Here is a 24,394-nt window from a genome sequence, read left to right on the forward strand (position 1 = left end):
TGCGCGCGCACCGCCGGGCCGGGCCACACGCCCCGCGCGAGTTCACACGCTGCGCACGCGGACGGACTCCAGGGCCAGCAGGAGCGCGCGGGCGCTGTCGGCGGCGTCACCCGCCCCCGTCATGATCACGGTCGTCGGCCCGTCGGTGCCGAACGGAGCATTCCGGGCGATCTCGTAGGCGGCCCGGCTCGCGGGCCCGCACCCGCACAGCACCAGCCGGCGTCCGGGACCCGGCCCCTCCCGCAGGCCGAGTTCCCGCAGACCGGAGGGCGGCGGAAGGCCGCCCGCGTCGTCGAGGACCAGGGACACGATCCGCTCCGGACCGTCGTGCTCGCTGAGCAGCAGGTCGTAGGCACCGGGCGGCACGCCCGGGACCATGACCAGGACGATGACGTCCGCCCCCGGCTCCCCGGCCCGCAGCACCGCGAGGGCGAAACCGCGCGGTCCGGGCTCCTGCCGCGCCGCCAGCGGCACCTCGCCCGCCCGCAGCAGGTCGAGGACCTGGGCCACGGTGACCCGCTCATCGTGGTGGTCCGGCAGCAGGCGCAACAGGTGCATGCACTGCGACAGCGTCCCGGAGGCGTCTGCGTCGGACAGACCGGCCCGGTCATGGGTGGCGGTCAGCGTCAGTCCGCCCTGGCTGTCGTGCCGCGCGACGAGCGTCACCGGCAGACTCGTGTCGCTGCTCACGCTCTGCGGCACGTCCACCCGGATGCCCTGCGCGGTCAGTTCCGACCTCAGCGACTTGGGCAGTTCGGGCCGGGTGTCGAAGCGGACGAGCGTGTCGGTGAGGCGGTCACCGGGGTCCCGGCCGCTCCACTCGCGGATCAGGTCGCCGGAGACCCAGGGGTAGGCGCTCAGGTCGAGCGCGGCGTCGCGCACCTGCCGCAGCAGGTCCACCAGGGGGGCGGTGGGGTCGACCGTGACGGTCACCGGCAGCGGGTTCCCGAGCAGCCCGGGGATGTCGGCCGCGCCCCGCAGCATGAGGTCGCGGCCGGACAGGTGCATGCCGAAGCTGACCGGGGCCGGGCCCCGCACACCCGCCGCCCGGTACAGCAGCAGCGCCCAGACCGCGTGCAGGGCGCTGCTCTCGCCGGCGCCCCAGGCCGCGGCCCAGGAGCGCAGACGCGCGGTCTGCTGGGGGCGCAGGCGACGCTGGATGCGTCCGGGGCCGGTGTTGCGGCTGCGCCCACCCGGCCGGCCGGGGCTCACCGCTGCGTTCGCGGGCGGGGCGGCCGTGGTCCAAAAGCGCCGTGCGACGTCGGTGTCCTGGTTGCGGAGCCACTCCACGTGGTCGCGGATGTCGGGCCGTCGTTCGCCGCCCGGCACGACACCGTCGGCGAGGTAGGCGCGGTAGAACTCCCGTACCAGCAGCTGGGCGCCGCGCTCGTCGAGCAGGGCGGGAGGGTAGCTCAGCAGGATCCGGGTCGTTGTCGCCCGGCCGGTCGCATCGTGCTGCGGCGGGCCGTCGAGCAGGTTGACGCGCAGCAGCCCGGGGCGGTGCAGGGCGAACTGCCGCGCCCGGTCGCGCCGCAGGAGGTCGTTCCAGGCCACGGTGGTGTGGCGGTGGTGGACGACCTCGACGGCCGCCCGTTCGTGCAGGACGAGCCGGGGGGCGCCGGTCCAGTCGAAGGAGGCGCGCAGGACGACTTCGCGGTCGGTGACGGACTGCCAGGCCGCGGTGAACCGGCCGATGTCCAGCGGGCCGGTCCAGGACCAGTGGAGCTGTTCGATGTGGCGGCCGGCCGCGCCGGGCCGGTTCACGGCGGCGAGCAGCAGCTCACGCTGGTGACCCGTCACCGGGACGGTGCCCAGGCACGGGGGCTGCAGCAGGTCGGCCAGCAGCTCCGCGGTGAGCGGCACCGGTTCCGGGCCCCCCGCCGCGCCGGCCCGGCTCAGCCGCACCAGGTACCGGCCCGCCGCCTCCTCCAGCGCGACGGAGTACGCGCGGTGCCGGGTGGCGATCCTGGCCGCGACCGCCTCGGCCTGGGCGGTGCCGAGCGGCGCGCACAGTTCGAAGACCAGCGCGGAGCCGGGTGCCGCGCCGCCCGGCTCGTGGACCACGGCCAACACGGCCCCTGGCTGCGCGTCATGGCTGCTCATCCGCTCTCCCGGGCGCCTGGAACCACCGTCGCGGCGCGGCGGACCGGTCGTCCCCCGGCCTGACTAGCGCCGCGGCGGACCGGCTCCCCCGCCTTCCTCTGGCATCGTTTCCGCACCCCGCCCCCTACCCGGTACCTCGCAGTCCGCGGCGCCCGCTCGCCGTCCCGCCCATCGCCCCCGTTCATCGCCGACCAGGGCTCCAAGTCCCCCAAGACCGTACTGTTTGCGCAGGTGAGGGGCCCGTCCGCGCGAGTGCGTCTGGATCGTCGCGCAAGCGGTCCTCGACCTGGCCGGGGACCTGGCCCGTGATGTTGCAGGCCTCGCTGACCAGGTAGCGGTCCCGGACCAGGCTCGTGGTGAAGGACCAGGCGCGGGCGGCGGGCGAGTCGTCGGCGAGCACCGCGTGCCCGTCGCCGTCCCAGCGGAAGCCGACGGTGCCGAAGCCGCGCCGCATCCCCTGCCCGAGCGCCTTGGTGTACGCCTCCTTCAGCGTCCACAGCCGCAGGAACCGGGCCGCCCTCCGGTCGTCGGGCAGCGCGGCGAGCAGTTCCGCCTCCTGCGGGGTGCACACCTGCCCGTGCAGCGCCTCGAAGGACACCCGCCGGGTGACCGACTCGGTGTCCACGCCCACCGGCCCGTGGCGGCTCACGGCGACGACGACCAGTTCCTCGGTGTGGGCCAGGCTCAGCCACAGCTCGCCCGCGAAGCCTCGCAGCGTGGGCTGACCGCCGGGCAGGTAGGCGATGTCCAGGGCTGCCGGGGCGGTGTAGAGAACCGCCGCGGCCGTGTGCTTCATGACCACGCGCGACACGGCGAAGGCGAGGCGCCCGGCCGCCGCGGGGTTCTGCCGGTAGCGCGGCCGGTCCCGGCCGAGCAGGCCGCGCAGCTCCGGATCGAGCAGGGCTGCGGTCAGCCACTCGCCCCATGTCGTGTGGACGACGGCCCGCCCGACGGACTCGAACCGTTCGCAGACCTCGTCCCACGGCCCCTCGGGCCCGGCCACGTGCAGCGGCGCCCCGGAGGGCTCCACGCCGCTCATGTCCCGCCCCCGCCCCGCCGCACGCCGGCCTCCGTCCCTGCCCCTGCCCCTGCCCCAGTCCTCGTCTGTGCCCCCGCCCACAGCAACTCCGAGCCGTACACGTCGCAGTCGACGCCTTGCCGGGTCCGCTCGGCGAGCTCCGCCCACACGTCACCGGCCGGGTCGACGGCGGGCCCGGGCAGCGGGGCGCCGAGCCGCCGGATGACGCGGGTTAGGACGAGCAGCGCCCAGTGGGGGCGGCCGAGGAAACCGCCGGCCTCCTGGCCGACTCCCAGCACGGCCGCGGCCAGCAGCAAAAGGGCCTGACGGTCCGCCAGGGCCCGGGCCACCGGGTCGGCCGGGCCGGTGTGTCCGGCCGCCGGGTACGGCAGGCGCAGCGTCCGCTGCTCGGTCGCCAGCCGACGGGCGACGCGGGCGAGCGCGGCGACGGCCGGATCGTCGTCGGTGCGCTCGGCCAGCCGGGCGGCGGCGAGGGGCAGGGCCGCCGCGACGTCGGCGGTGGACACCGCGCCCACGCGCGTCCCGGTACGTACCGCACCCGGCCGCCCGAGCCGGAACACCTCACGTGACACGGCGTGTTCACGGCCCTCCCCCAGTTCCGCATCCGCCGGGAAGGCGCCGCCCGCCGGGTCGGCGAGCGAGGGCAGCGCGCGGATGAGCCGTGCCTGGGCGGCGGCCGCGGCCGCCGGGTCCGCCCCGGCCGCCACATGGTCCGCCCCGGCCGCCACATGGTCCGCGGCCAGCTTGGCGAGGGCCCGGCGTTCGACGGTGTCCGGCCCGAAGCCGCTCTCGTGCAGGGCGAGTTCGAGGTCGTCCAGGACTTGGCCGACCAGTTGGGGCACCACGTAGCCGGCCGCGGCGGTCAGGGCCGGCGTCCCGCCCGCGGTCAGGTCCAGGGCCCGCAGCGCCACCGCGGTCAGGCTCTCGCAGGCCAGCAGGTCGGCGAAGGCCGCGGCCAGCACGGGCTGCCACTGCCGTACGCCCGGTTGGCGCGCGGCGAGGGAGTCCACAAGCCGTGCGGTCGTGTGCAGCGCGCCGCCCGCCGCCGCGATCAGCGCCGCCGGACCGAGCAGCGCGCCCAGTTCGCCGCCCGGCCGGCCCGTCTGCGTACCGGCCACGGCGCCGGACAGGGGACGGACGGCCCAGGCGTGGCCGAGGCCCAGGTCGCGGCGGAAGAGCGGGCGCAGCACGCGCACGATCCCGGCGGCGCCGATACGGCGCACGTCGGCCGGCCCGGGGAGCACGGCGCCGAGCGCGCCCGAGGGGGCCGGGACCTCCCGCGCGGCCTCCGACGGCGTACGGCCGCAGGGACCCGTGGGGGCGAGGGGATCTCCGAGCAGCACCTCCAGCCACCGTGCGCGCAGCACGACGTCGGCGGACAGCGGCCCGTCGCCGAGAGAAGGCACATCGGCGTGCGGGGGCGTCGCGGTGGGCGCCGCGGCCTCCTGGGGTGCGAGCGGATCCGGTCGGGTGAGCGTCATCGCCTGCTTCCTCCTCGTCCTCATCGCAACCGGCGTACGGGGCTCTCGGCATGCCATTTGGCCAGGCGCAGCGTCTCCCGGCTCTCCCGCCCCAGCCGCTCGCGCACGTGTCGACGTGCGTCCACCGGCAGGGCGCCGGCCCCCAGGGCGGGCTCCACCGACTCCTCACGGAGCAGCACCCGGTGCGCGCACACCACCGTCAGCCCCGACTCGTCCGGTACGAGGCTCCACTCACCGCTGTGCGCGGCGATCGGCCCGGGCGGAGCCGTCTCCTTGAAGACGATCCGCCCGGCATGCGGGAAACACAGCCGTACGGTCTCGGAGCCTCCCGCCTCGCCGGAGCCTGCCGTGGGACCGGCGTCGTGCGCACCGGTGTCGAGCACCACGACCTGCGTGCCCGGCCGGTCCTCCAGCACGCTGCTGTCGTCGACGTGGGGGATCAGCTCGGGCCAGTCCTCCACGCGGTACAGGAAGTCGTAGACGAGTTCGGCGGGGCCGTCGACGCGCAGCCGCTCCTCGAAGGCGAGCAGCAGTTCGTCCAGCCTGTCCCACCGCTCGGCCGCCTCGCGCAGCCGGGCCAGCCGCTCGTCCACGTCCGCGCCGAGGCCGTCCGGCCCCGCAGCCGTGTACGGGTGCGGCGTCTCGTGCCGCAAGGTCACCAGCGACCGTTCGGCGCCGTCGGGTTCGACACTCCAGGAGCCGGCGACGGTGTCACCGGGCCAGGCGGGGTCCTCCTGTACGAAGTCGACGGAGCGCGCCTGCGGTCGCAGCGTGCGCCGCAGGCGCGAGGAGCGGACGCGGCCGGCCTCGAACTCCCAGGCCAGCAGCGTCTGCCCGGCACCGTCGAAGTCCATCTGCTCGACGTGGACGTACGAGGGCAGGAGCACCGGCCAGCGCGGGGCGTCGGCGAGCATGCCGTAGACCACATGGGCGGGTGCGGCCACGGAGACGGTGCGCCGGGTGGAGTGCACTCGCTGGGACGGCATGAGTGACCCCTCTCCTCACAGTGCGCCGCCAGGCTGTCCCGCGCGCCTCGAGCGCCGCTCGAGCCCCGGCCGGGCCGGCCGGATCAGGTGTCCGGACCGGGCGGCAGGATCAGCCCACCGGAGCGAGGCGGCCGGCGGCGGGCGTGGCGGCGGGTGCCGGTGCGCCCGCCGGACCGGACACCAGGATGGAACGCTGGAGCTTGGCCAGTGCGGCCGACGGCTCGAGGCCCAGGTTGCGCACCAGCCTGGCGCGTAGCTGCTGGTAGGCGTTGAGCGCCTCCCCCCGGCGCCCGGAGCGGTGCAGGGCCAGCATGTACTGGCCGCACAGGCTCTCGTGGGTGGGGTACCGGCTGACCAGTACGGTCAGTTCGGCGAGCAGCTCGCGGTGCCGGCCGAGCCTGAGGTCGGCCTCGATCCGCTGGTCGAGAGCGCACAGCCGGCTCTCCTCCAGCCGCCGGGTCTCGGTCTCCAGATGGAAGCCCGCGGACACGTCGGCGAGTGCGGGTCCGCTCCACAGGTCCAGCGCCTCGGACAGCCGGGCGGCGGCCCCGGGGTAGTCCTCGGCGTCCATGGCGCGGAAGCCGAGCCCGGCCAGCCGCTCGAAGTCCCGCAGGTCGTTGGCGCCTTGCCCGGTCTTGAGCAGGTAGCCACCGGGGACGGTCAGCAGGACGTCCTTGGCACAGCGCTGCCCTTCCTCGCCGCCGTCGCCCTGCCGGAGCGCGCAGGCGATGAGCTCGCGCAGCTGGAGGATGTAGGTCTGCAGGGTGGGCCGCGCGCTGCGTGGCGGCGCGGCGCCCCAGAGCTCCTCGGTCAGCGTTTGGACGGTCACGGCCTGATCGGCGCGGAGGGCCAGCAGGGCGAGCACCTGACGCGGTTTGGGTGCGGTCGGCGTGATCGAGACGCCCCTCTCCCGCACCGTCAATGAGCCGAGTATGCCTATGTCCACGCCCTCTCCCCCCGTCTGCCGCAGGCTTTGTGAAGCGCCATGCCAGACATCCGAGTAGAAAACAGCACGTGCGGTTTGTCAACGCGGCACTCGTCCTCCCGCACCACTCGAGCGACTCTCCGCCCCACGGACCTGCTCCTCCGGCCCACTCCGGGTAACCTCCTCCGGCCGCCCCTAGGAAGGCCCCTCCCCCGCGCCGGGGCTCGCACCGTCCGGGATCACTTCGGGCGACGCCGCCAGACGCGGCAGGACGAAGGCCCAGAAGCGCTCCGCACGCTCGGCCGAGAGCCACTCCTCGTCCCACCCGGCGAGCGTCTCGAAACCGACCGTGGCGGCCATGATCACCGCGGTCGCGTCCTCGGGCGAGACGTCCTGCGCCAGTTCCCCGGCGGCCCGTGCCCTCGCCACCAGTTCGCGCACCGCGCCACGCCACCACTGGAACAGCTCCGCCCCGCCCTTGCGGGAGGGGTCACCACTCAACCGGAAACCCGCCCTGACCATGGGGTCGGAGGCCATGGCGAGCACCAGGGCACTGGTGGTGTCCACCATCGACTCCAGCGCGGTCGCGGCCGCGGCCCGGCGGCGTTGCACCAGCTGCTCCGCCACGTCCACGGCCGCGCCCTCCACCTCCCTGGCCAGGGCGTCCTTGCTGGCGAAGTGGAAATGAAGGGCCCCGGAGCTCACGCCGGCCCGTTTGCAGATCAAGGGCAGGGAGGCCTTGACGTAGCCCTCGTCAGCGAAGACCTCCGCCGCCGCGGCGATGAGGGCCTGGCGCGTTTGCGCCGCCCGTACCTGCATGACCATCACTCTTCACCTCCTGGGCCGACACCGGTCCGCTGCCGTCGCGAACGCTCCGTCGCGAATCGCGCGTGCCAGTACACCGACCGAGCACCGATCCCCTAGCAGAAACAGCATGATAGGTCTGTTATTTGCGTTGCAGGTACACCGATCGCACGGGCGAGCCCACTTCGAGTCCGCCTCGAGTCGGCCTCGAGCCCGGCACACGCCCGCACGCCCGCCAGGACTGCACACCGCGACACCTCGGGCGCATGTCACGCGTCCTGGTAACTCCCTTACAGCGAAGGCTTGTTCATCGACCATCCGGCCCGGGCACACCGCCACTGGGGGCGCCTCCTGCGCCGCTTCCCTCCCAGGCGGACGCTCCGCCACAGCGCTGCGGAACCACTGGAAAGGAGCGCTCGAGGACCGGCGTCTTCGCGACCCGGACCGCACGAGCGAGGCCCCGGCGCGGAAACGCCCTGACACCCCGGATCAATGCCAACTCGCCCTGCACGCAAGGAGAATGACCATGTCACATGACGCCCTCGACCCCTGCGGCGAGCCGTCGGTGAACCGGTATGGGCCGCTCCGGAAACCCCAGAGGCGGAGTGCTTGCTACCGCTAGAAACTAAACCGGATGGTATGTATCTTCTCGGCCTGAGGGCGCACACAAAAACTTCGCACACCGCAGCCCAGGGGGAACAGGCATGCCTGCGAGCACCTTCCGCGTCGAACACCCGGTACCCGGCGCACGCCACACCGAGGAGAACAGCACAACGTCGGCGCGGATCGTCGTGCCGCGTTTCCCTTCCCTGACCACCACGGTTCCCGGGGAACTGGTCCATCTCGCCGGCGCCACCGAAGCGCTGCTCACGGACTGGGAGCGTACGGACGACACCCACTTCACCGTGGCCGCCCCGTGACGCCTCCGGCACGACTTCTTCACCACGAGTTCGGCGTCCCGTTCGGCCACCGGTTCCTGATGTGGCACCTCGAAGCCGACGCCAGACCCATCCACCACTCGAATGTCCTTCTCGTCCAGGGGGAGCGATGACGATCACGAGCACGCTTCGGATCGAAAACCCACTCATCGACCAGCGTCCGGTGCAAGCCACCTCCTCACCTTTCAGGATCGACACCCTCCGCCACGCCGGTCTGACGACCACGGTGCCCAGGGAACTGGTGCACCGTGCGGCCAACGCCGAGGTCATGCTCACCGGCTGGGACCGCCTGGAGGACACACGGTTCGATGTGCGCGCCCAATGGCCGCGCAGCCACAGCTTCTTCACCCCCGTCAACGGGGTCTACTACGACCCGCTGATGGCTGCTGAAACGATCAGGCAGATCGCTCCCCTGCTCTGCCACGCGGAGTTCGGTGTTCCTTTCGGCCACCAGTTCCTGCTGGAGCAGCTCGACCTCACCGTGCACCCCGAGCAGCTGCCGATGTACCAGGTACCCGCCTCGCTGGATCTTGAGGTGACGTGCACCGACGTCAAGATGCGAGGCCGCCGCCTGAGCGGTCTGTCCTACGAGACCGCGGTGCTGCGCGAGGGGCAGCTGGTGGCGATGGGGCGGCTCTCCCTCACTCTCATCGCCCCATCGGTGTACCGCCGTCTGCGTCCGGAGCGGGTGTTCAGCAGCGAACACCGCCCCTTGCCGCTGACGGCCCCGGTGGCACCGCAGAGCGTGGGGCGCACATCGCCGGCCGATGTGGTCCTCTCGCCCACCGAGGAAACAAACCGTTGGCAGCTGAGGGTGGACACCCGGCACCCCGTGCTCTTCGACCACCCGGTCGACCACGTCCCGGGAATGGTGCTCCTCGAAGCCGTCCGCCAGAGCGCGACCGCGGTCCTGGGAGACTCCTCCTTCCTCCCGCTCAGCATCACCAGCGAGTTCAGCAGTTACGTGGAGCTGGACGAGCCCTGCCTGATCGAGGCACGCCGCCTGCCCGCCGACGCGCCCGGCGGCGCCGAGGCAGTGGAGGTGACGGGGCATCAGCACGGTGAGCGGGCGTTCATCGCCACCGTGACCGCGGCGGCGCACGGCTGAATGTGAGGTGAGGCGGACGGCCCTGCACCCTCGAGGGTGCAGGGCCGTCCGCCTCACCTCCGGTCTCACCACCGCAGACACCTCACGACCCTCATCGGTGACACCACAACCAAACTGGCTTCCCTGTTCCGCCGGCATGGGCCCGCTGATAAAATAAGGACCGGATGGTTTGATATCTGGAGACTTTCTCAGCACGTCGATCGACCGGAGGGCACCATGGCCGAGCAAGAGCGGGCCATCCGTACGCGCATGACCATCTTGCTGGCCGCGGCCAAGGTCTTCGAGGAACGCGGGTACCTTGCGGCGACGATCTCCGAGATCCTCTCCGAGGCCAAGGTGACCAAGGGAGCGTTGTACTTCCACTTCCCCTCCAAGGAGGAACTGGCTCAGGCCGTTCTCACCGCCCAGCATCAGGAATTCGGCATTCCCGACCACCCGTCCAAGATCCAGGAAGTGGTGGACATCCTGCTGCGGTACACCTACCTCCTGCAGACCGACCCCATGGTGCGGGCAGGGGCGCGGCTGTCCATGTCCCAGGTGACCGACGGACTCGACCGCGGCGAGGCGTTCAACCCCTGGATCGAGAGATTCCAGGAGCGGCTGGAGAAGGCTCAGGCCCAGGGAGAACTGCTTCCTCACATCGTGCCGGCCGAGACCGCCAACGTCATCGTGGGCGCGTACTCCGGCGTACAGACCATGTCCCAGGTGATCAACAGCCACCAGGACCTCCCCGCACGGGTGACCGCGATGCTGCGTCACCTGCTGCCCAGCATCGCGGTCCCCTCGGTGCTGGCGTCAGTGGACCTCGGCGAGGGCCGCGGGAGGAAGGTCTACGAAGCCGGGAAGAAGGCCCACGAAGAGATGCAGGCTCACGCCCACGCCCACTAGTCGCGCCTCGCGAGGTGGGCCGTGTACCAGTGCGTGGCCTCGGCGAAACGTGCCTCGAAGCCCAGCCCCGGGGCCTCGCCGGTGCGGGCCCACAGGGCGTCGCTGTCGTACCAGTGGTCCTGCGTGAGCAGGGTGTACTGGTGATCGGACAGTTGGGTCGCGGCGCGGGCCAGCCTGGCCCGGTGCTCCGGAACGGACATGTCCCTGCGGGGAAGAGGAAGGCCGAGCCGGCGATGAAGGGTGAGCAGCACCTGCTCCATGGACACCGGCCGGGGATGGGCCGCGTGGTACACCCGTGCCCGGTCCGTGGCCTTCGGAGCGGTCACCAGACTCGCCACGCAGCGCGCCAGGTCCCGGACCGCGATCATGGAACTGTGTGACGTCGCACCGGATGGCCAGGCCGCCACCAGGGTGAGCAGACGGACGATCGTGGGGATGAACCACACGTCGCCGACACCATGAACCAGATGCGGGCGCAGCACGGTCCCCCCGGAGTCGAGAACGGCCTGTTCGGCCTTGAGCCGTGAACTGCTCGCGGGGGACGCCGGGTTCGGGGTCAGGGTGTACTCGTCCGCTCCGCGATGCGGACCGGCGCCGTAGACCGAGGCCGTGCTGACGTAGACGAAGTGCTCGACGCCGGCCCGGTGGGCCTCCTCCAAGAGGGCAAGGGTGCCGTGGTGGTTGACCGTCTCGCAGAGAGCGGCATCCCGCCCCACGTACGTGGCCGTGTGGACGACGGTCACCACTCCCGCGCACAGTCCGCGCAGTGCACCGGGCTGTGCGAGGTCGGCGGGTACATGGCTCACGCGGTGCCGGTGGGACAAGCGGGGCGGCCGACGCGACAGGACGCGTATGGCGGGCGCACCCTCCGCAGCCCCCCGTATGAGCAGTTCCTCGACCACCGCACTTCCGACGAAGCCGTTGCCACCCGCCACCAGCACGGTGCCCGCACCGCGCCGTACCGAGGTCGGCGCGCCGGTGGCCGGTGCCGTTCCGCTCTGCAGCACGCTCATGCCTCTTCCCCCTGGAGCACTGACCTTCGTGCCGACGACGTGACATGTGGGCCCCTGTGCCGACAGTAAAATATACCGGGCGGATGGTTCTTTTCAATGCTGGAAGCATCTCGTCGCACAACCGGGCGTACTGATGCCTGCGTAACCTGCCCCAGAGGATCTGAGCCCAGCCGATTACGCCGTAATCACCCCCCGCTCCGTACCCCGTCCGTCGCCGGTGCTCCGCCGACTGCGATCACGGGTCCGGCTTCTTCGCCGGGCCGGCCGGGACCGGACGGGAGACGGGCGGGATGACTCGGGGGCCATCTCACGGACGAAGAGTGCGCTGGGTTCGAACCGCCGCTGCCGACGGCCGCACGCGGTCCCCTTCGTAGCTGCGCGGACGCGGGATCCGGGCGGTGGTACCCGAGAAAACCGACCGCGGCGGCCAACCGGCACGGACTTTCCACCCTTCACGGCACGACCCGGTCGGCTACCTCGGCGGACTCCACCTGCACGGCGCGGCCATCTGACAACGCGGCCTCATATGAGGGTCTCCACTCGCGGCACGCCCTGGCACTACACAACCGGCCACGACACCGGCCCGCCCTCCGACCGCTCGGTCTTGTGGCCCTTGCTCCCCGGCGAGAGCGTGCGCGGGTCCACCGCCTCGGCCGGCGCCCCCATCGCATACAGACCCTCAGGATCGGTGTCGCGGTCGTGCGGCAGCAGCCAGAACACCCGGCGCCGGAACGTACCCGAGGAGCGCGACGGCTTCGCGCCGGGCCCCAGCAGCGCGTACCCGACCATGCGCCCGTCACGGTGGTACGCCGGCCTGCCGCGCCGCGTCGGCAGCCGGTCCAGGCTCTGGCGCACGTAGTCGAGATCGCCGATGTCCTCGAGCCAGACGAGGTCGACCTCGTTCTCGATCTCGCACTCCTCGATGAGGGCGCTCATGCTGTCTCCTCGTCGGCGACCAGTCCGATGCCCGGGTAGTACTTGCGCTGGTTGGACAGGATCATCTCCTTGGGAGAGGCCAGTCCCACCACTTCTCGGACCCGTGCGGCGAAGGCACGCGACGAGACGGCCGGGGACCCCTCATTCTGGCACCAGTCCCTGTAGGCCGCGTAGAGCCTCGCTTGCTCCGCCCTGAGACCGCCCTCCATCCGGCAGGACTCACCGAGGAATCGCCCGGTGTGGTCCTCGGTCTCCGCGTAGGCGTTGGTGGCGATCCGGACGCGTTCCGGCCCGGTCAGGTCCCTCTCGCCGCTCAGGTACCGACGGGCGCCCACGATCAGCCAGTTGAGGATGCCGGGGCCCTCCTCGGTGACGAGGATGTCCGCCAGGTTGTCGATCTTGCGGTCGTCGGGCACCACCCGCTCGAACGGGATCAGCCGCATCCGCCGCCAGAACGCGAACCCGCCGGTCCCGACCTCCGGCCGGTGGTTGCCCAGCAGCCACAGCTTGTGTGTCGGCTCGAAGCTGAAGAAGTCCTGCCGCATGCGCCGGGCCTTGATCCGGTCGCCGCCCGTCAGCAGCTTCACCCGTGCCTCGTCGAAACGGTCCCCCGGCTTCACCTCGCTGCACACGATCACGCGCCGGCCGTGCAGTTCGGCCAGATCGGTCGGATGCCCCTCGTAGGGCCGGGCCATCAAGAACCCCGGCGGCGCGGCGTCGGCGTAGTCGCCCAGCAGCTTCATCAGTACGTCCAGAAGCACCGACTTGCCGTTCTTGCCGGAGCCGAACAGGAACGGCATGACCTGCCCGCCGACGTCCCCGGTGATGGAGTAGCCCAGCAGCAGATGCAGGAAGTCGATCATTTCCGCGCCCTCGTGTCCGTCACCGAAGGTGTCGGCCAGGAACCGGTCCCATCGCGGGGTGGGCATCGGCTGCGGCGCCGCGGTCGTGGAACGGGAGTGGAAGTCCCGGTTCGGATCCGGCGTACGGATCGCCCCGCTCCGCAGGTCCACGATGCCGGCCGGCGTGCACAGCGCGTACGGATCGGCGTCCAGCCGGGAGGCGTTGAGCACCATGCCCGGAGCGGACCTGGCCTGGGTGAGCATCGCGTTCATGCCGCTGGTACTCAGCGCACGGCTGCGGTGCCGCTGCAGCGCCGCCGCCGTGAACACCCCGCGCGGATCGTTGCTCGCGAGGGACTCCGCCAGATCACCGGCGGCCCACATCACGGTGTCGTCCTCGTCCACCTGCCAGCGGGTGCTGTCCCAGCGGAACCAGCCGAGGCCAGGCACGTGCCGGTAGTCGTCGGCGTACAGCTTCACGAACAGCTTGGCATTGCCCCGGTCGCTGAGTGTGTCGGGCAGCAGCCCGTCGGCGGTGGCCTCGCCGTCCCGCCGGGGGCCCGGCACGCGGGGCTGGTCCTCGGGCTGGTCCTCGGGCTGGGCGAGGATCCGCACGGCGACCGCCTGGGCGTCGAAGAGGGTGCCGTCGGGTCGGGAGGTCATGTCCGCTCTCCCAGGGCCAGCGGGCGCAGCCGGCCGGCGTCCAGGCCGCCGCGGATGATGGCCGCGTAGCGCCGTTCCTGTCCGGGACGGGCGTGCTCGGCCGCCTCCGTCAGCACCCGTTCCGCCTCCTCCTGCGCCAGGTGTCCGGCGGCCACGAGACCCCCCGCGGTGTAGGCGGCCCGGTTCAGCTTCTCGGAGAACGCCGCTCCCTCGGGTACGGCGACGCAACCGGCCACGTCGGCGAGCAGCGCCGCCAGGGCCCTCCCCGCGGCCCCACGGCCGCCGCCCGCAGCGAGGACGGCCAGCCGGGCCCGGGGCGGCACCGGACGGGACGCGGGCACTCGCGGCCGCGGCAGGTGCCCGGTGCGCTTCAGCTCCCGGGCGAGCCACACGGGCAGCGGGGCGGGCTCCCGCACGGGCCCGACGGCCTCGTACACCCCCGCCTCGGTCACCGTCCCCGGGGCGACGATGTACCCGCCGCCGGCCCGTACATCGACCTGCCAGGCCAGCGCCCGGCCGCCGCCCGACCCGGTGGAGCACTGCCAGGTGTGCCCGCGCTGGGCCCGGTACCACACGTGCAGGCCTCCGGACGGGGTGCGCACCCGCAGGGTCGTCTCGTCGTCGGCGGGGCTGGTGGCGCCCCGGAGGGCAGCCAGCAGGGCGATCGTGTGGAACCCGTTGGCCAGCCCGGTCAGGTCGACGCCGACGGGGATCCTGATACCGGGCAGCAGACGGTCCCGGTCGGGTAATTGCGTGTCGTGCGCGTCGATGTCGATGATCACCAGCCCGGCCGGGCCGCAGGCGACTCCCACCCCGAGTCCGGGGTGGTTCCCCCACCACTGCTCGATCCTGGTCACGTCCAGCGTGGCGGCGCGGAATCCATGACACCAGCGGCCCGCGGCAGGACAGCCGCACCCGACGTGGGTGTGCCCCTCCTCCCGGCAGGACGCACAGTTGCCCGCCGGGGTCTTGCGGCCGGGTGCAAGCGGATGAACCGGCCAGCCCCGGCCCGCACACCATCGGGCAACTGCCAGCGGACGACCGACGCTTGACGGACGGACATCCGATCCCCGTGAGTCGCTACATAAGAACGGCAGCTCAGAAGCCATGCGCATCCCCCATTAGCGACCCAAGCGACTGAACGACTGAAACAGACTAGCGAAACGTGAGAGGCAAAACGAGACACAGAAGGAACTGGACCGGAACGCATCACCAGCGACCCGAGCGACTCAACGAGCAGCCCAGCGACCGAAGATCCTCGCACCGCTTCCCGCACCGCTCGACGAAGAAGCAGGTCACAGGCCCTGACAGTGACCGATCAGCGACCGAAGCGACTCAAGGTCTCTATATATGACGCCACGCGCACGCGCACACACGCGCGCAAATGTCTCCATATACTCCGGCCTTCGGTCGCTTCGGTCGCTGATCGGCGGAAAACCCCTGCTTGACCAGGCCTTTTCCAACAGCGACCGAGAGCGACCGAAGCGGGTACCAGTCGCTGTCCCCCGCCCCGGCCCAGTCGACAGCGCCGACTGCAGCGCCTCTTGAGCGACCCTGCAGCGACTCTGGGCCGACCCACCGAGACGCCTCCGTCAGGTCTTCCGTGGTCCTGCAGGAGGGCCGTGAGTCCTGAGCTGGCCGCGTACGCGGTCGGAGGTGCGGTGGGCCTCGCGGGCAAGGCCCTGGTCGAAGCCGAACCAGGAAGCTGCCGGCGGAACGAAACGTTTCTTACATGGAGGACGTCCCACAGGCCGCACCTCATGTACGTGACGTACATGAGGTGCGGCCTGTGGGACGTCAGGTCGCCCGGCGAAGGGGGACGACGACGTTCTCGCCCAGGCGCTTGGGGTCCAGCCGGTAATACCTGATGTGCCCGAGCCTCTCGGTCTCCTCGAGCCAGCCGGCTTCGATGACCTGCTTCCGGGTGCGGGAGAAGACGGGCGCGGCCATACCGACGAGCTTGGCCAGGTTGGCGGCAGTCTCGAGAACAGCGCCGGCCCGGTCGGTCGGATGCAGGGCGTACAGCATGACGACGAGACGCTGGTTGGCGGTCATGCCGGCCGTCTTCTCCAGCAGCTCGAGGTTCTTCTGCTTGTCTTCGCTGCTGATCACTGGGCCTCCCACCGTGCAGGCACGTTCTCGTTGAATCCGGGGATGTCTGGCGGGTTGCACGTCTTCACCGCTTCACGTTGCTCGAGCCCTGTGCCGTGGAAGGCGATGTACGGGCTGATCCGGTAGAAGTTGTAGTTGCCGATGCGTCCGCGGACGATCAGGATGCGGTGCTTGGCCAACTTCCTGTTGATTTTCCCGACGGCGTCGGCCGACATGCCCACCCGCTTGGCGATGTCGGCTCCGGTGGCTCTCAAAGGTTCCATGCCCTCGGGCGAGACTCCGATCCACCACAGGACCAGGAACTTCTGACTGGGCGTGAAGGCCTTGGATTCGGTGATCGCCTCGACGCGCGCCTTGTCGACCTGGGTGTGCCTGCCGGAGAAGGCGTACGGCGCATAGGGCACCGCCTCGCCCGTCTCGGCATCAACCAGCCTGCGTACTGCTCCCAACGGGCCCTCCGTGAACGGGGGTTGTCTGACGGTTCATGAGAGGCGGCTTGGAGGCCGACCAGATGAACTTAACGTACATGAGCAGGAAGTCAATCAACCCTGCCCACCGACCGTGTCGCCTGCTGAAACGCTCAGGATTCATGTCTGCCGGATCCGACCGCACCACTGCCGACTCATGTACGTCACGTCAATCTGCCGCTGTTGCAGGATCTGGGTACCACGATCCTGCAACAGCGGTGCCAGTCCTCAGGATCGTGGTGTGCGGTTCCCAGAACCGAGTGCCAAGACCGTAGGAACTGTTCACCCAGATCCTCTGATCGCCCTCCGCTGTCGTAGGAACTGGCAGGCAGTTCCTACGGTCTTGGTCGTTCGAGGTGTTTATGCAGGTCAGAGGCTGATTGGGAAGCGCGCTCTCTTACCTCGACAGGAGCCGCGCCGTTCACCCGACCGCCCACGCAATCCCTGCACTCGTGCACGGCCGGACGGCGTGCTCAGCTCGTCTCGTCACCACCATCGAATGCCACTCGCGGGGAACGAACGGACCTCACCCCACGGCCGAGCCCCGTCCCGGCCCGCGGTCACAACCAGGACTACCCACACTGAAGGTGCTCGTCCCACGGAACCCCTGCCCACCCGTACCCGTCACTTCCCGGCGCGTACGGGCCTGTGCCACGACGAAACGGATTCGCGCCGGGATGTGGCGGGGCAGCGGGGTCCAGGGGCCGGCGAAGGCCCCTGGTACCACGCCGCCCCGCCACATCCCGGAACTCTTCGTCGGCCCGCAGTCTCATGACGGCCTGTGGCGACTGCGGCCTGGGCCGTGACCCGCACCCGCCCTCCTGCAGGTACCAGCAGGAGACTTCTGCGCAAGCCGCGCCCCGACAGGAGAGCCAGCGCGTGGCCGTTCCTATAGCAGACGTATGCCTTAATCGGGCGCACTCGTAGCCGAGATCCCCCATATAAGTGACGGTGGACGTGGGGTACCAGGCTGTTCGTGCCGACGGCGAGGGCCATGTTCACGTCGGTGCACTCAGAGCTCCCCGAGCTGTGACGATTACGCCGTAATAGATGGCGCACGTGCTCGCAGCCACTGGGGGTTATTACGCCGTAATAGCTCGCGGACAGACGTGAGCGCTCCCTGACACCCCAACAGGTAACAAACTAACGCGTCAATGACGACAAAGGATCATGGACGTTAGTATGGTGTCCTCCATGAGTTCGCCTGCCACTTCCAGCGACCGCGAGAAGGTCGTATCCAAGCTGCCGGGATGGCTCCGGCAGAACCTCAAAATCAGAGCCGCCCAGCACGGCATCGAGATCCAGGCGGCCGTTGAACAGGGCATCGCAGACTGGTGCACCCTGGCCTCCTCCCCCGCCCAGGTCGACACCGCAGGCGCGAGCTCCTTCTCCACCTTCCTCCCTCACGGACAGTGGGAAGAGTTCACGCGCACCGCATCCGACCGCCGCGTCTCCCTCGCCCAAGGCCTCGCCCAGGCCGTCCAGCTGTGGCTCGACACCAACCCGGCCCCTGACGTCGAGCGGCCCTCCATCACCCGGCGCATCATCGTCTGCAACCAGAAGGGCGGCGTCGGCAAGACCGCCATCACGGCCGGCCTCGGCGAAGCCCTCGCCGAAGACCCCAACGCGCTCCACGCCGTACGCGTCGCCAAGGCCCTCACGAAAGCCCTACGCGCCAGCGAGGTACACGACGAGCAGGAGACAGATCCCCTCGACGTGGAAAACCTGCCCGGGCTCGGGCAGCGCGTGCTGCTGGTCGACTTCGACCCCCAATGCCACCTCACCAATCAACTGGGCGCCTCTCCCCTGCCGATGAACGGCGACAGCCTCACCAACCACATGGCAGGCGACGCGAAGGGCGATCTCCGGGATCTCATCGTCTCCATCGATGACGACGCCTTCGGAGGACGCCTCCACCTCCTGCCCGCCTGCAACGACGCCTTCCTCCTCGATGTGCGCCTGTCCGCGGTACGGGCCCGAGAAGCCGCCCTGGAACGAGCCCTCGCCCCCCTCGAAGACGACTACGACGTCATCGTCGTCGACTGCCCACCCAGCCTCGGCCTCAGCATGGACGCCGCCGCCTACTACGGGCGCCGCCGCGACAGCGAGGCACCCGGACAATCCGGCGCGCTGATCGTCGTCCAGGCCGAGGACAGCTCCGCCGACGCCTACGACCTGCTGACCACACAGATCGACGACCTGCGCGCCGACCTCCAAGTCGACATCGACTACCTCGGCATCGTCGTCAACCTCTACGACTCCCGCCGCGGCTACATCGCCACCTCCTCACTCCAAGGCTGGGTCGACATAAAGGACCCGCGAGTCGTCGGCCTCATCGGCGACCTCAAGGAACAGAAGGAAGCAGTACGAGTGAAGAAGCCGCTCCTGTCATACGCGCCCAAATCGCAGCAGGCGATCGGCATGCGAGCCCTGGCGCGGGAGGTGTCGTGAGCAAGGCCAGCCAGCTGGGAGCCGGCCGCTTCGGCGGGGGAGCGCGGCCGGTCAGCGCCCGCCGGCAGGCCGTCGCAGCAGCGACCGGCGTGCCAACCGACGGCGTTGCACCTCCCACGGAACTCCCCCCACACCGGATCAGCCTCAACCCCGACAACCCCCGCTCCAGCCTCGGAGACCTCACCGATCTCGCAGGCAGCCTTCAGACCCATGGGCAGAAGCAAGCGATCACGGTCATGAACCGGGACGCCTACATCAAGGCCAACCCGGAGCGGGAGACCGACCTCGAACCGGACACCACCCACGTCGTCATCGACGGCAGCAGCCGACTCGCCGCCGCACGCGACGCCGGCCTCACCACCATCAAAGTGATGGTCAGCGACGACCAGGGCGGCAACTCCGAAGAGCTCCTCGAAAGCGCCCTCGTCGCCAACATCCACCGCCAGGACCTGTCGGAGCTGGACGAAGCACGAGCTCTGCAACGACTCCTCGCCATCCACGGCAGCCAAACCGCTCTGGCGAAAAGGCTTCATCGCTCCCAGGGGTGGGTCTCACAACGGCTCGCTCTGCTCGGCCTCACCCCGGAACTCCAGGCCCGTATCGGTGAAGAGCCCATCGACCTGCTGCGTGCTGTGGGCAGCAAGCCCCCCGAGCAGCAGGAGACGGTGCTCGCGGGACTCAAGCAGGAACGAGCCCGCAAGGAGGCAGAGAAGCAGGAGCGCAAACGAGGGAAGCAGACCCAAGCTGCTACTCCGGCCACCCAGGAAGCCGAGCAGACCGACGGCTATTACGGCGTAATAGACGATGGCGGCTCCGCTGTGCCGCCCACGCCCTCTCCGAGGCAGGGAGCTGCTGAAGATCAGACACGCACAGGAGAGGGTTCGCCGACTCTCCCCGTCCAATCCCCCGCCGCCGATACCACAGCGGGGGGAGGCGAGCCGCAGCTCAAGCGATTCCCCTACGACGATGGCGCATCCGCAGCCATCTACTTGATCCACAAGATGCCGCCGGCCGAGTTCGACAAGATGCTGGACCGGCTCATCAAGCACCGGGACAGCAGGGCCGTCTCTGCAGGTTGACCTCTCTCGCGCGTGGGCGGGTCTCTCGTGCGTGGGGCCGGTCTCCCGGCTGTCGGGAGACCGGTCCGCGCTCCGTCCCGGCGCCTTCGCGTTCCCTCTGAAGAAGGATGAGGGGGCTGAAGTGGGTGTCACCGGGTGTCACCCATGTTCCTGAACGAGCAAGGCTGTCGGAGCACCCCGCGTCGGCTGGAGGATGAGGCCGCGGGTTCCAACTTGCCGCCCGCGACATGGTCGTCCCGGGGGAAGATGGGCGCCATGACGGATGCAGGCTCCTCCATCGACCCCACCAAACCCAGCATCGCCCGTGTCTACGACTACCTGCTCGGGGGCAAGGACAACTACGCCGTGGACCGGCAGGTCGGTGACGTGTTCAAACGCGACCTTCCTGGGTCGGTGGCCATCGCCTTCGCCAACCGCCAAGCCTTGACCCGTGCGGTCGAGGTGATCGTGACGACCACCGGCATACGGCAGTTCATCGACCTGGGGAGCGGCCTTCCGACCGCCAACAACGTGCATCAGGTCGCGCAACGCCACGCTCCGAACTCTCGTGTCGTCTATGTCGACATCGACCCCCAGGTACTGGTCCACGGCCGCGCACTGCTGGAGGAGAACGACCAGACCCGGGTCGTCCCCGTCGATGTACGCGACCCCGAAGGAGTCCGTACCCACCCGGACACCCAGGAACTGATCGACTTCGACCGCCCCGTCGCCGTCATGTTCAGCGCCATCCTCCACCACGTCAACGACGAGGAAGACCCGGCTGGACTCGTCCGCTACTGGCGCGACCACGTTCCCTCGGGGAGCTACTTCTTCGTCAGCCACTTCCGTTCCGGCAACAACACAGAGACGGCAGAGGCCGAGAGAGTCCTCCAGGAAACTTTCGGCCGGGGTCGCTGGCGCACCGACGAAGAGATCAAAGCCCTGCTGCACGGCCTGGAGATCCTCGACCCCGGGATCGTCCCCGCGTCCCTCTGGCATCCCGTCGTGGCCGACAGCCCGTGGAACAGCAGCGGCGAACGAGACCTCACCGTCTGGGAGCACCTCATCGCAGCCGGGCTGGCGCGCAAACCCTAGCCCCCGACGACCGAAGTGCCAGGCCACTCGCCTGAGAACAGCGGGTAGATCTCCGGTGCCCATGCGGCCGTTCCGACCGCAACTCCAGGTGCCGTAGCGGCCAAGAGCTCCCCCCCGAGCCAGTGCCTCGAACGGTTGACTCAGCATTGTGGGGTTATGTTGTTGCCCACTCAAGGCCGTGGTTGGCCAGGGCCTGCAGTTTGTCCGCGGTGAGCTTCCCGCGCCTGCTCTTTTGGTTCATGATCCATACGCCGAGTCGGACCTCTGTGCCATCCGGCAGCATCTCTACATGTCCTCTTGGCACTGTCAGGTGCCCTTCCCGCTCCTTGTACTGCGCGAGGGCGGCGATACCCCGTTGGAAGGCGTCGGGGGCCGTCTTGGGGGACTTGGCGGGTGTTTCCTGTTCTGGGGGGAGGGGTGTGATGCCGAGTTGCTTGAGGAGCTCGCGCTGCTGGTCCATCAGTCCGTGCCAGACAGCGTGTTGGCGTTGCTTGTGGAGCCATCGGCCGATGTCCATCCCGTGGATGGTGACGCCGGGTGTGACGATGGTGGGGTCGCTCTGGTCGCGTAGTAGTTGCCGTGCGGCGGTGTAGTGGCGTTGCCAGTCGGGTGGCCAGGCGGGGTTCCAGTGCTCATCGACGGCCTCCAGTACCGCCCTCCACTCGGGGTGTGCGTCCAGCGCTCCGGGCCTGCGCAGGTTGGACAGCCATTGTCCGATGGGCCGGTCGAGCATGGTGGCGGTGCGGGGTGCGCACAGTGTCCAGTGCTGGTCGTAGTAGGCCTTTGCGGCTTCCAGGTTCTCCTGGAACCGCTCGTCGGCCAGTGACCAGACCATGCCGAGTTTTTCGAGCCGGCGGGCGCGCTGGCTGCTCATCTGCCCGGCCGTGTGGGCCCGCCGCTGTTCTGCGACCCACTGCCCGAGGGGGTAGGCGTCCTCCTTGTGCCCGTAGGGAACCCGGGTATGGCCCTCTCGCTCGGCGTACGTCTTGAGTTTCGCCCAGCCGCGGGCCCAGTCCTGTTTCTCGGTGTCGATGACGTTGAAGGACACCCAGTTGGCGACGAGTACCGGATCCCGCGGGGCTGCGAAGCGCAGCAGCAGGCGGGTTTCGTCCTCGCCTTCCCCGGGCGGCGGACCGATGTCCTTGGACGGCTGCGCGAGGTCTTTCTGCGGCTCCTGCGGGATGGCGAGCAGTTCGACGGCCTCTTCATCGTGAGCGCGCAGCCCTTCAAGGACTTTCACCAAGGGGCGATAGGACCCCGAGCCGATCATGTCCTGTGGTGTTTCTCCTGGCTGGAGGAAGACCGGCACGATCAGCGAGGCGAGTTTTCCCTGTCCCGGTTTCTGCCGCAGAGCGCGCCCGATGGCCTGCACGATGTCATGCGGGGCGCCCTTCGGATCGAGCAGGGCCACACTGTCCACGGCGCGGATGTCCACACCCTCACCGAGGATGCGGCAGTTGGAGAGGACAGCACGCCGCGTCGTGGAGCCGAACGAGCCCAGCACCTGCCGCCGGCGCTCGGGGGCGTGCTCACCGCACAGCCAGCCCGCCCACATCCCCTTCGGATACTTCTCCGGCTCGTTGGCGTGGAGCTTCGCCGCGACGCGCTCAAGGCCCTCGGCGTAGGCCTGCGCCTCGATCGTCCGGTGGTGGAACGCAATACACGTCGACAGGTCGTGCTGCGCCATGGTGTGCAGCAACGCGGCCTGCAGCGCCCCGAGACGCTGCCCGCGGACCTGTTCGCTGTACCGGTCCTCACCGTAGAGCAGCTGAGGGGTCAGGACCGGGTCTTGGAGCTCGAGGACGATGATCTGATACCGCGCCAGCAGCCCACGCGAGACGGCGGAAGCCAGCGACAGCCTGTACAGGACGGGCCCGAAGACCTCCTCATCGTCCATCGAGGCCGCCATCTCCCGCGGCAGCGGATCCCGCACCCCCTCAGCGACCTCCCGGCTCAGCCGCTCTTCCCAGATCCGCGGCGTCGCAGTCATATACAACCGCCGCGCCGCCGGAATGACGGCCCTGTCGTGGATGCCCGCCCATGCCTTACCCATCGACCCGGAAGTCCGGTGCGCCTCATCAACCACCGCCAGGTCCACCGGATCAAGCTTCTGGCCGTAGGCCCCCTCGAAAGCCTCCGCCAAAACACCCAGCGACGCATACGTCGCGTAGATGGTCACCGGTCCCCGCCCGTGCCACAACGCCAGCTGCACCGCACTGGTGGTGGAGCGCACCCTCAGGCTCCACAGCTCCGGGTCATCCTGCAGCGAGCACACCGCAACCGCCGGCCCCCGATGCCCCACCTCATGCCACGCCCTCACAGTCTGCGCCAGCAGATCCAGCGTCGGCACCAGCACCAGCACCCGCCCGCGGGGCACCATCCGCCGTGCCGCGGCTGCGGCCATGACGGTCTTCCCGGTCCCACACGCCGCATGGACCTGCCCCCGCAGACCGCCCGGTGGCATCCCCCCGGGCGGAACGTCCAGGCCCCGGACAATGGCATCAACAGCCTCGATCTGATGGTCACGCAGCTTCACAGCCGTCCCACCTCCTCCCTGACGCCCGCTCCCTCACCTCGCGCCATCCAGCGACGCAGCAAGCGCTCCGCCGGCTCATGGCTGTAGTGCCGGGCGACCTGCAAGGGGGTCTCACCGTCCGCGGCCGGCAGCCACGGGTCAGCTCCGTAAGCCAACACGATCGAGGTAGCGGCTGTGTTCAGCGGATGACCCGACTGAAGATGGCCGTCCCCTTCGACGTCTATGGCATGGGTAAGCAACGTGTGACCGAAACACAGCTCGTCAGGGTCGGCTCCGGCATCCAGAAGCACAGTGAGCGTCTCGTAGTCGCTCATCTCCACAGCCCGATGCACGGGCGTCCAACCCTTCAGGCTGCCAGCGCTTCGCCCCGTTTCACCACGCACTACTACCTCCGATGCGCACCACAAGCAGCGAGCAAATCCGACCAGCAGGAACCGACATCCAGGTATGCCGTCTACTCCCAAATCCTACACAGCGGCCTACCATGATGCACCCACTTCGGCGTATGGTTCACGTCCGGAGTGATGCACCGACAGTACGCCCTCCCACCGCCAGTTCACGTGCAGTCGATCGGAACAACACTGGCACGGGCACCACAAGCCCGAAGAAGCCAGGGGAGAGGTTCGGGTGGAGCGCAGCGGAACCCGTCATTACTCTACGGGAAATACCCGTAGAGCTCGGACGCCCGTCAACTCCCCTACAGGAGTGACAAGTGAGATCCTCAGACCCTACACAGGCCAGCACACGACGCACACCCTCCCGTAGCCAGCCCCAGGAATCCCGCTTGCGGGATTCCCCTCAATTCGCGCATGCGCGAATTGACACACCCTTAGAATTCCGCTCGCGGAATTCAATTCCCGCGCTTGCGCGGGAATCTGGCGGAGCGTCAGCGGAGCCAACGCCCCGAAGCGCAGCGGAGGGGCAACTCCTCGGCGCGTCAGCGCCGAGG

At 69.8% G+C, this 24,394-nt stretch carries 20 protein-coding genes; 6 read left to right on the plus strand and 14 right to left on the minus strand.

Annotation, left to right across the window (positions count from 1 at the left end; genetic code table 11):
• Nucleotides 1–42: 42 nt before the first annotated feature.
• The 6 genes from ADK65_RS25425 to ADK65_RS25450 form a co-directional block, all read right to left on the minus strand.
• Nucleotides 43–2,103 carry a condensation domain-containing protein gene (locus ADK65_RS25425; RefSeq protein ID WP_053672962.1) on the minus strand — a complete coding sequence of 687 codons (2,061 nt, stop codon included), beginning with the start codon at nt 2,101–2,103 and terminating at the stop codon, nt 43–45.
• A 181-nt stretch (nt 2,104–2,284) separates the two neighbouring features.
• Entirely contained in the window at nt 2,285–3,142 is an 858-nt protein-coding gene (locus tag ADK65_RS25430) for a 4'-phosphopantetheinyl transferase family protein (RefSeq protein ID WP_078956136.1), read from the minus strand.
• Nucleotides 3,139–4,623: a hypothetical protein gene (locus ADK65_RS25435; RefSeq protein WP_053672964.1), complete on the minus strand. Its 1,485-nt coding sequence runs from the start codon at nt 4,621–4,623 to the stop codon at nt 3,139–3,141. The genes ADK65_RS25430 and ADK65_RS25435 overlap by 4 nt, the downstream gene beginning before the upstream one ends.
• Nucleotides 4,624–4,643: 20 nt before the next feature.
• Nucleotides 4,644–5,609 carry an SRPBCC family protein gene (locus ADK65_RS25440; RefSeq protein WP_053672966.1) on the minus strand — a complete coding sequence of 322 codons (966 nt, stop codon included), beginning with the start codon at nt 5,607–5,609 and terminating at the stop codon, nt 4,644–4,646.
• Between the two features lie 109 nt (nt 5,610–5,718).
• A complete protein-coding gene (locus ADK65_RS25445; RefSeq protein ID WP_053672968.1) occupies nt 5,719–6,555 on the minus strand; it encodes an AfsR/SARP family transcriptional regulator in 837 nt (278 codons plus the stop codon).
• Between the two features lie 174 nt (nt 6,556–6,729).
• On the minus strand, nt 6,730–7,353 hold the full coding sequence (locus ADK65_RS25450) for a ScbR family autoregulator-binding transcription factor (RefSeq protein ID WP_234352951.1): 624 nt from the start codon (nt 7,351–7,353) through the stop codon (nt 6,730–6,732).
• A 689-nt stretch (nt 7,354–8,042) separates the two neighbouring features.
• On the opposite strand from ADK65_RS25450, the gene ADK65_RS25455 reads away from it, so the two are divergent.
• The 3 genes from ADK65_RS25455 to ADK65_RS25465 all read left to right on the plus strand — a co-directional run bounded on the left by ADK65_RS25455 (nt 8,043) and on the right by ADK65_RS25465 (nt 10,272).
• The gene (locus ADK65_RS25455; protein ID WP_053672971.1) at nt 8,043–8,258 is read left to right on the plus strand and encodes a hypothetical protein; all 216 of its coding nucleotides are present in this window, start codon (nt 8,043–8,045) and stop codon (nt 8,256–8,258) included.
• Between the two features lie 127 nt (nt 8,259–8,385).
• Nucleotides 8,386–9,384 carry a ScbA/BarX family gamma-butyrolactone biosynthesis protein gene (locus ADK65_RS25460; RefSeq protein WP_053672973.1) on the plus strand — a complete coding sequence of 333 codons (999 nt, stop codon included), beginning with the start codon at nt 8,386–8,388 and terminating at the stop codon, nt 9,382–9,384.
• 216 nt (nt 9,385–9,600) lie between these two features.
• Nucleotides 9,601–10,272 (plus strand): ScbR family autoregulator-binding transcription factor, encoded by a 672-nt coding sequence (locus tag ADK65_RS25465; protein WP_053672975.1) that lies wholly within the window; start codon nt 9,601–9,603, stop codon nt 10,270–10,272.
• Here ADK65_RS25465 and ADK65_RS25470 read toward each other — a convergent pair.
• The 6 genes from ADK65_RS25470 to ADK65_RS25495 all read right to left on the minus strand — a co-directional run bounded on the left by ADK65_RS25470 (nt 10,269) and on the right by ADK65_RS25495 (nt 16,287).
• Nucleotides 10,269–11,285 (minus strand): NAD-dependent epimerase/dehydratase family protein, encoded by a 1,017-nt coding sequence (locus ADK65_RS25470; RefSeq protein ID WP_053672977.1) that lies wholly within the window; start codon nt 11,283–11,285, stop codon nt 10,269–10,271. The two genes, ADK65_RS25465 and ADK65_RS25470, sit on opposite strands and share 4 nt — an antisense overlap.
• Nucleotides 11,286–11,843: 558 nt before the next feature.
• Nucleotides 11,844–12,221 (minus strand): DUF6009 family protein, encoded by a 378-nt coding sequence (locus tag ADK65_RS25475; protein WP_053672979.1) that lies wholly within the window; start codon nt 12,219–12,221, stop codon nt 11,844–11,846.
• Nucleotides 12,218–13,726 (minus strand): DNA primase family protein, encoded by a 1,509-nt coding sequence (locus tag ADK65_RS25480; protein WP_053672981.1) that lies wholly within the window; start codon nt 13,724–13,726, stop codon nt 12,218–12,220. Before ADK65_RS25480 ends, ADK65_RS25475 begins: the two co-directional genes overlap by 4 nt.
• Nucleotides 13,723–14,835: a bifunctional DNA primase/polymerase gene (locus tag ADK65_RS25485; RefSeq protein WP_078956137.1), complete on the minus strand. Its 1,113-nt coding sequence runs from the start codon at nt 14,833–14,835 to the stop codon at nt 13,723–13,725. The genes ADK65_RS25480 and ADK65_RS25485 overlap by 4 nt, the downstream gene beginning before the upstream one ends.
• Before the next feature lie 688 nt (nt 14,836–15,523).
• Nucleotides 15,524–15,835: a hypothetical protein gene (locus ADK65_RS25490; RefSeq protein WP_053673003.1), complete on the minus strand. Its 312-nt coding sequence runs from the start codon at nt 15,833–15,835 to the stop codon at nt 15,524–15,526.
• Nucleotides 15,835–16,287 (minus strand): MarR family transcriptional regulator, encoded by a 453-nt coding sequence (locus tag ADK65_RS25495; protein ID WP_053672983.1) that lies wholly within the window; start codon nt 16,285–16,287, stop codon nt 15,835–15,837. The genes ADK65_RS25490 and ADK65_RS25495 overlap by 1 nt, the downstream gene beginning before the upstream one ends.
• A gap of 1,212 nt (nt 16,288–17,499) precedes the next feature.
• Between ADK65_RS25495 and ADK65_RS25500 the strand changes: the two genes are divergently transcribed.
• From ADK65_RS25500 to ADK65_RS25510, 3 genes are all read left to right on the plus strand, one after another.
• The gene (locus ADK65_RS25500) at nt 17,500–18,756 is read left to right on the plus strand and encodes a ParA family protein (RefSeq protein WP_053673005.1); all 1,257 of its coding nucleotides are present in this window, start codon (nt 17,500–17,502) and stop codon (nt 18,754–18,756) included.
• Complete coding sequence (locus tag ADK65_RS25505; RefSeq protein ID WP_053672985.1) at nt 18,753–19,835, plus strand: ParB/RepB/Spo0J family partition protein; 1,083 nt, start codon at nt 18,753–18,755, stop codon at nt 19,833–19,835. The genes ADK65_RS25500 and ADK65_RS25505 overlap by 4 nt, the downstream gene beginning before the upstream one ends.
• A gap of 255 nt (nt 19,836–20,090) precedes the next feature.
• Entirely contained in the window at nt 20,091–20,909 is an 819-nt protein-coding gene (locus ADK65_RS25510; RefSeq protein ID WP_053672987.1) for an SAM-dependent methyltransferase, read from the plus strand.
• Nucleotides 20,910–21,063: 154 nt separating this feature from the next.
• Here the strand turns inward: ADK65_RS25510 and ADK65_RS25515 are convergent, their stop codons facing one another.
• The gene (locus ADK65_RS25515) at nt 21,064–23,445 is read right to left on the minus strand and encodes a DEAD/DEAH box helicase (RefSeq protein ID WP_053672989.1); all 2,382 of its coding nucleotides are present in this window, start codon (nt 23,443–23,445) and stop codon (nt 21,064–21,066) included.
• Complete coding sequence (locus ADK65_RS25520) at nt 23,442–23,828, minus strand: ankyrin repeat domain-containing protein (protein WP_324614304.1); 387 nt, start codon at nt 23,826–23,828, stop codon at nt 23,442–23,444. Before ADK65_RS25520 ends, ADK65_RS25515 begins: the two co-directional genes overlap by 4 nt.
• Between the last annotated feature and the right edge of the window lie 566 nt (nt 23,829–24,394).

Source organism: Streptomyces sp. NRRL B-1140 (assembly GCF_001280065.1).
Classification (GTDB): domain Bacteria; phylum Actinomycetota; class Actinomycetes; order Streptomycetales; family Streptomycetaceae; genus Streptomyces.

What these genes read in the sequence shown, in the direction of transcription:
- ADK65_RS25425 (WP_053672962.1), bottom strand. Translation starts at nt 2,103, where the DNA reads ATGAGCAGCCATGACGCGCAGCCAGGGGCCGTGTTGGCCGTGGTCCAC.
- ADK65_RS25430 (WP_078956136.1), bottom strand. Translation starts at nt 3,142, where the DNA reads ATGAGCGGCGTGGAGCCCTCCGGGGCGCCGCTGCACGTGGCCGGGCCC.
- ADK65_RS25435 (WP_053672964.1), bottom strand. Translation starts at nt 4,623, where the DNA reads ATGACGCTCACCCGACCGGATCCGCTCGCACCCCAGGAGGCCGCGGCG.
- ADK65_RS25440 (WP_053672966.1), bottom strand. Translation starts at nt 5,609, where the DNA reads ATGCCGTCCCAGCGAGTGCACTCCACCCGGCGCACCGTCTCCGTGGCC.
- ADK65_RS25450 (WP_234352951.1), bottom strand. Translation starts at nt 7,353, where the DNA reads ATGCAGGTACGGGCGGCGCAAACGCGCCAGGCCCTCATCGCCGCGGCG.
- ADK65_RS25455 (WP_053672971.1), top strand. Translation starts at nt 8,043, where the DNA reads ATGCCTGCGAGCACCTTCCGCGTCGAACACCCGGTACCCGGCGCACGC.
- ADK65_RS25460 (WP_053672973.1), top strand. Translation starts at nt 8,386, where the DNA reads ATGACGATCACGAGCACGCTTCGGATCGAAAACCCACTCATCGACCAG.
- ADK65_RS25465 (WP_053672975.1), top strand. Translation starts at nt 9,601, where the DNA reads ATGGCCGAGCAAGAGCGGGCCATCCGTACGCGCATGACCATCTTGCTG.
- ADK65_RS25470 (WP_053672977.1), bottom strand. Translation starts at nt 11,285, where the DNA reads ATGAGCGTGCTGCAGAGCGGAACGGCACCGGCCACCGGCGCGCCGACC.
- ADK65_RS25475 (WP_053672979.1), bottom strand. Translation starts at nt 12,221, where the DNA reads ATGAGCGCCCTCATCGAGGAGTGCGAGATCGAGAACGAGGTCGACCTC.
- ADK65_RS25480 (WP_053672981.1), bottom strand. Translation starts at nt 13,726, where the DNA reads ATGACCTCCCGACCCGACGGCACCCTCTTCGACGCCCAGGCGGTCGCC.
- ADK65_RS25485 (WP_078956137.1), bottom strand. Translation starts at nt 14,835, where the DNA reads ATGGCTTCTGAGCTGCCGTTCTTATGTAGCGACTCACGGGGATCGGAT.
- ADK65_RS25500 (WP_053673005.1), top strand. Translation starts at nt 17,500, where the DNA reads ATGAGTTCGCCTGCCACTTCCAGCGACCGCGAGAAGGTCGTATCCAAG.
- ADK65_RS25510 (WP_053672987.1), top strand. Translation starts at nt 20,091, where the DNA reads ATGACGGATGCAGGCTCCTCCATCGACCCCACCAAACCCAGCATCGCC.